General features: G+C 35.6%; 6 protein-coding genes. 4 read left to right on the forward strand and 2 right to left on the reverse strand.

Annotation, left to right across the window (positions count from 1 at the left end):
- Positions 1 to 573: 573 nt before the first annotated feature.
- A complete protein-coding gene (locus tag AC3DU7_RS22155) occupies positions 574 to 2,073 on the reverse strand; it encodes a site-2 protease family protein (protein WP_488041470.1) in 1,500 nt (499 codons plus the stop codon).
- A gap of 45 nt (positions 2,074 to 2,118) precedes the next feature.
- Between AC3DU7_RS22155 and AC3DU7_RS22160 the strand changes: the two genes are divergently transcribed.
- The 3 genes from AC3DU7_RS22160 (at position 2,119) to AC3DU7_RS22170 (ending at position 4,687) form a co-directional block, all read left to right on the forward strand.
- A complete protein-coding gene (locus tag AC3DU7_RS22160; RefSeq protein ID WP_488041471.1) occupies positions 2,119 to 2,787 on the forward strand; it encodes an MBL fold metallo-hydrolase in 669 nt (222 codons plus the stop codon).
- 811 nt (positions 2,788 to 3,598) lie between these two features.
- On the forward strand, positions 3,599 to 4,063 hold the full coding sequence (locus AC3DU7_RS22165; protein WP_488041472.1) for a hypothetical protein: 465 nt from the start codon (positions 3,599 to 3,601) through the stop codon (positions 4,061 to 4,063).
- Positions 4,064 to 4,129: 66 nt separating this feature from the next.
- Positions 4,130 to 4,687: a glutathione S-transferase family protein gene (locus AC3DU7_RS22170; protein ID WP_488041473.1), complete on the forward strand. Its 558-nt coding sequence runs from the start codon at positions 4,130 to 4,132 to the stop codon at positions 4,685 to 4,687.
- 369 nt (positions 4,688 to 5,056) lie between these two features.
- Here AC3DU7_RS22170 and AC3DU7_RS22175 read toward each other — a convergent pair whose 3' ends face one another.
- Positions 5,057 to 5,194: a photosystem II reaction center protein K gene (locus AC3DU7_RS22175; protein ID WP_293117895.1), complete on the reverse strand. Its 138-nt coding sequence runs from the start codon at positions 5,192 to 5,194 to the stop codon at positions 5,057 to 5,059.
- Positions 5,195 to 5,449: 255 nt separating this feature from the next.
- On the opposite strand from AC3DU7_RS22175, the gene AC3DU7_RS22180 reads away from it, so the two are divergent.
- On the forward strand, positions 5,450 to 5,581 hold the full coding sequence (locus tag AC3DU7_RS22180) for a hypothetical protein (RefSeq protein ID WP_488041474.1): 132 nt from the start codon (positions 5,450 to 5,452) through the stop codon (positions 5,579 to 5,581).
- Positions 5,582 to 6,103: the final 522 nt, after the last annotated feature.

Consider the following 6,103-nt stretch of genomic DNA (forward strand, 5'->3'; position numbering starts at 1 on the left):
ACCGAGATTGTAATAATTTCCACTTCTTTAAATTAGTCATAATCAGTAGGAGTCATTTCAGTTATCAGTTATCAGTACCTCTGCCTGTTTGCGCAGCATTCCGCACCGAAAGTCAGAGGCTTGAAATATTGAACTTTATTTTCTCTTGGTCCATTGGATATGGCGCAGGTTTCGGAGCCATCCCACCCTACGGGAAGCTCCGAAGAGCGACCGCTCTCTTGGTTGATTGGATATGGCGCAGGTTTCGGAGCCATCCGGAGACCGCTTTTTCATCCCCTTGAAAGGGGAAGCTTGAGACCTTATTTTTTGGTCAGAATTCAGGAGTCAGAATGAATAGCTTTGATTGGTAGAATTCAGCAATTAATAATTAATAACTACCTCTCCTTTAAAAAAGAGGATTGACTCAAAATAAAATTTTTCTTTTTACTCCTTTAAAACAACGATGCTTTACAAACATTTTTCTTAACATAAAGTTTGATAAAATAGACAAGTTATGTTCTTGAAGACTATCCATAAACAATTAATTTTCCCTTCTGCCTTCTTCCTTTTGCCTTCTTCCTTCTTCCTTCTTAATTAATAATTTAACCACTGTATTACCATCTGTGGTGCAGGCAATAAAATCATTACCAATAAACCCAGCATTAATAATCCTAAAAAGTCGCGTTTATTATCTAGTTCGCTAACATCATTTAGAGCAGGTTCATCAGCTAGAGGCATTAAAAATAAAAAGATTGCTAGAAATAAAAATTCCTGATTTATAAAAGCTAATAGCAATAACAAAAACCGAGAAATTTGACCAATAACCATACCAGTTCTTTGACCAAACATTGCATGTACTATATGACCGCCATCCAATTGTCCAATAGGCATTAAATTATATGCAGTTACTACTAAACCTACATAACCTGCTACTGCTATAGGATGTAAATCTATGCCTTTGTTATAAGTTAATTCTGTACCTAATGCTAACTTACTTAATACAGCTAACAAAAAAGAAAAAGTGGGATTTAAAGAGTCGATCGATAATATTCCTGATTCCTCAGATAAAGGAACTATGTTAGAGTTTGATAAACCCCAAATTAATAGTGGTATTGTCACTACTAATCCGGCAATTGGACCTGCTATACTCACATCAAACAAAGATTTACGATTAGGTACAGGACTTTGCATCCGAATAAATGCTCCAAAAGTCCCTAAGAAAAATGGGACCGGAATAAAATATGGTAGAGTAGTGCGAATTTTGTATAAATGAGCTGTTATGTAGTGGCCAAATTCATGTAATCCTAGAATTAGGATGAGAGCAACTCCATAAGGTAAACCCTGGATTAATAAATTAGGGTTAGATTGTATGGCATCTTCAGTAATACCAACTATTTCTCTAGTTCCTACTAAGGTAGTGGTGAATAAAGTTATTAGCAATAATCCTAAAGCCAAAAGTACAGGTTTTTGAGACTCCTGATAAATCTGAGTTTGGTCATTTTTGCCACGGGGGTTAGGAACTAGAGCAAAAAAAGGTTTACCTTGAAAGCTATTTTGAAATACTACTAGAAAGCGATCGCCAAATTTTCCTTCTATATTTTCTCTTACTGTTTGATAAGCTTCTTCAGGGTTGGAGCGTAATTGACCTCGACAAATAACTGCTTGAGGTCTAAATTCAAGATTCCTCAGATAGTAAACTGTCCAAGGAAAACAGTTTCTCAGGCTAGCTTCTTCTGTTTTATCTATTGTTAGTTTCGGTGGAGTTTGATTAGTAATTTGAGTAGGAGATATTTTTGGTTTAGTCTGGGAATTACTATTATCTTTTTTCGATCCATCTGATTCTGATTGACTAGGTTGATGCTGTCCCCATTGCACTAATAACCAGTATAAGTAAGGACAGAAAATAAAGGGAATGATAATTAATGCTGGTGGTAGTTGCTTTTCACCATAAATTAACATCCAAGTTGTCCATATTAAAGCTGGTGTCATCATTACTAGCCATAATATCCAGATAGGAGTGCGAGTAATTTTACTAACGCTGCGTTGTAACATGAAGTATGTCATCAACCCTAATAAAATCAATAAAAAGAGCATAATAGTTTAATGAGTTCAGTTTATTTTTAATCTAAGAATACTGCTTTGACACAACAGCCTTTTGTCTCCAAATATCCCCAGTTTGTCCTAGAAAATATTTTTGCCTTTTCGCCAAATCGGGATACTTTAGGGGGAACTTCTTATTTTATTGTAGATAATAAGACCAACATTCTAATTGATTGTCCTGCCAATATTGAAACTAATCAAAAGTTTCTAGCCGAATACGGAGGAGTAAAGTGGTTGTATATTACTCATCGTAGTGCTATTGGCAAGGCACAAGAGATTCAAAAAGTTTTCAACTGTGAGATTCTGATTCAAGAACAGGAAGCCTATTTGTTGCCTAACCTTAAGGTAACAACCTTTGAGCAAGAGTTTAGTTTAAGTCAACATATCACTGTTTTCTGGACGCCTGGTCATTCTCCTGGTTCGTCTTGTTTATACTATTCAGAAAATGGTGGGGTCTTATTTACAGGCCGTCATTTGTTGCCTAATAGTCAAGGGCAACCAGTGCCATTGCGTATTACTAAAACTTTTCATTGGCCTAGACAGCTTCAGAGTGTTAAATTTTTGATTGACCGATTTTCACAAGAGACTCTACAGTACATTTGTCCTGGTGCTAATACTGGTGCTTTGAGGGGTAAACGAGTAATTGAGTCAGCTTATGATAATTTGAGTTCTTTGGATTTAGCAGTTCTTTGTGAGGTTAAACCTTGAAAAAGTCAGAAGGCAGTCATTTCAGTTATCAGTTATCAGTTATCAGTTATCAGTACCTCTGCCTGAAGTCAGAGGCTTGAAATATTGAACTTTATTTTTTTCATCCCCTTGAAAGGGGAGGCTTGAGACCTTCTTTTTTGGTCAACAATTAATAATTAATAATTAGGGCTTGCTGATTAAATATCAAAGCATTTATAGACAAAGGTTTGAGAATTTTTAGGTCTAAAAAAGTGCGCAAGTTTTCAGTCTAAAATGCTCAAAAAGTTAGCATTTTGGGAGGATTATGGTAGAACAATCAAGGTACTATTCTTCTGACTATTTCTTCTATAATTCCCATTTCTCCTGACTTCACCGATTCACCGATTCTGGCTCCTACCCTTACCAAAAAACTTTATGAGCGCAAACCCTAATTAGGGTGTGACCGATCTAATATTAAAGCATTGACTGATATTGCTTGTAGCATTTTTTTGTCTAAAAAAGTGTCAGTTTTTTGGTGGCAAGAGCTGCATAAAGCTAGTATTTTGGGACGATTATGGTAGAAAAATTATGCTCGACAATTTTCCCGACTATCTCTTCTATAATTCCCCGTTCCTCCTGACTACTGACTACTACGAAGAGCCAAAAGACTAGTGAAGCGCAAACCCTAAATATATTTTTAGTTAAAAAATAGCCCATAGTAGCTTATATAAACTTATTTTTACACAAAATTTTGGTTTACTCAATTTTAGTATCAGATTTTTTTGAGAGGTTAGTTCCCTGGGTTGGTAAAATAAGACTTACGTATCTAAAGAATTAAAAATTAGAATAGCTTATGGCAACTGTTTCTGCTTATCCCAATGCCCCAGATTTATCTACTGATGACTATTTGGTTATTGGTTTGGCAACCTGCTTTATCAAGGAAGATGGTGAAGTTTCTCAAGTAAAAGTTGTTGAACCAATACCCTCAGCAGCTCTCGAAGCTATTGTTAAAGGAATTCCTACTTCATATCAAATGGCTTGTGGGACAACTTTGGGTGCAGTCTTATCTGGGGACACACCTCTACTACCTCAAGATTTTCCCCCTGAAGCTCAATTCTCTGATAATTTTGCCTCAAGAGCGATCGCTACTACTCGTACATATAAAATTCACCCAGAAGTTAAGTCTTTAATTCCTCTGGGCACTCGTCGTGATGATTTGAATTATTCTTTGGAGCGTAAACGGATACTCAATGCTGAAAATATTGTCAGTTCAGAAGACAATGTGAAGCAACATGAATATACTCACAAAGTTCTTTAATATTTCTGTTGATTTACTTAGATAAAATGGTAGAAATTACAGTTCTCAAAAATTAGGTATATAGTCGTGCTAAAACTTTATGGTGGTGCTCGTAGTCGAGCATCAATTGTTCATTGGTATCTTGAAGAAATAGAAGCTGATTATGAATTTATTACTCTTGATATGCAGTCAGGAGAGCATCTCAAATCAGATTTTTTAGAGATTAATCCAATGGGAAAAGTTCCTGCTATTGTTGATGGAGAATGTAAACTTTGGGAGTCAGGAGCTATTCTGTTATATGTTGCAGAAAAATATGGCAAAATGCCTGATTCTTTAGAACAGAAAGCTGAAATTTTTCAGTGGGTATTGTTTGCTAATGCTACTCTCGGACCGGGAATTTTTGTAGAGGCAAGTCGTGAAAAGGAAACTCCTCGTTTATTAACTCCATTGAATAAAATTTTTGAGACTCAATCTTATTTAATGGGTGAAGCATTCAATGTAGCAGATGTAGCTTTAGGTTCAATTTTAGCCTATATTCCTATGATGCTAAAGTTGGATTTAAGTTCTTATCCTCATGTTTTGACTTATATTAAGCGTATATCTGAAAGACCTGCTTTCCAAAAGACTATTGGTAATCGATCTTAGATTTATCTAAGTTTTTTTACTAACGATAATCAAATAATTTTCAAGTAATCAGTAAGTATAAAGAAGACTTAAATCAAGAAAAATTATCAGTGTTGCATATTAAATGGATAATTGGTAAAAACTAATTTTAGATAAGCAATTAATTATTCCCTAACAGTAGTTTTGTACTCCTACTATGCAACACCAAATTACTTTGGAAAACAAATTATCTATAATCTGAGTAACCTAAATTTTTGTTTATAGGTTTATTTAACTTAATGGTATTAATACTGCTTAAAGCAGTTAGCTATCAGTTTCCAAATTATTATGTCGAGTAAATTCCGAGCGATAATTATCATGGTCACTGATAGCTATCTTTAAGATTAGTCTTTATTTAAAACCAACTGCTGCTTGCCACACAAAAGCTAACAACAAGAAGAAAACAGGAATTACTGGTAAAACATCAACTAACGGGTCAAAAATAGAGTAAGCTTCTGGCAGTTTTGCCAATAGCATTGCTAATTCCATAAAATCTACCTACCTTTTTCACAAAATTTTTATGATATTTAGTATATCTTAACCCGAGCAATTAACATCAAAACTTATCTCCTAATATCTAAATCTCAACTAGTGAAAATATTGGTGTTGCTAAATCCAGTAATTAATATCTGAGGGACAAAAATGTTTCAAAATTTCAGGTAGTAAATGAACAACCTACTAAAATGTTTGAGCATTTCTACGGACTAGGAATAGCACAAAGTTTCAGGATTTAATCAAAGTAGAATGTCTACCATTGATGAAATATTGAATGGTAAAAGAATGTCTGAGATAGAAACAAACAAGTGGTTAAAGTGGATTTGTTCGAGTCAAAATATTGATGAGTTAGTGGAAAACTACTGGCGTGTCAAGCCTTAAATGTTGTATTAGAATTTTGGACAAGAATAATAATGCATAGCTTAGATTTTGCCATTTTCCTATTTAGCTTGACACGACACTACAACCGATGGGCAGATACCTAGGGCTTGCTAATTAAATATCAAAGCATTGACTGATATTGGTTATAGAATTTTTTATCTAAAAAAGTGTTAGTTTTTTGGTAGTGAGAGTTGCACAAAGCTAAGATTTTAGGACGATTATGGCAGAAAAATCAAGGGAAAATTTTTCCGACTACCTCCTCATATATAGCAATGTGCGCTGGCTTGCTTTACAAATTTCAGGAGGTGTCCAATAGCTAAAAGTTTTACATAATAAGCTTTTTATCCCCCCTACTGCCTCTGTTGGTCAGCATTCCCTCACAGGAGTCGGCGTTCCCTCTCTTGGTCAGCATTCCGCAAGCGAGCTGACGGCGACGCGGGGTCTGACCGCTTGCGTCTGACGCACCCCGCGGGTTCCGACCGCTTGCGCCTAGCGGCGGCGCGGGGTCTGACCGCTATTGCC

Source organism: Okeania sp., assembly GCF_983059655.1.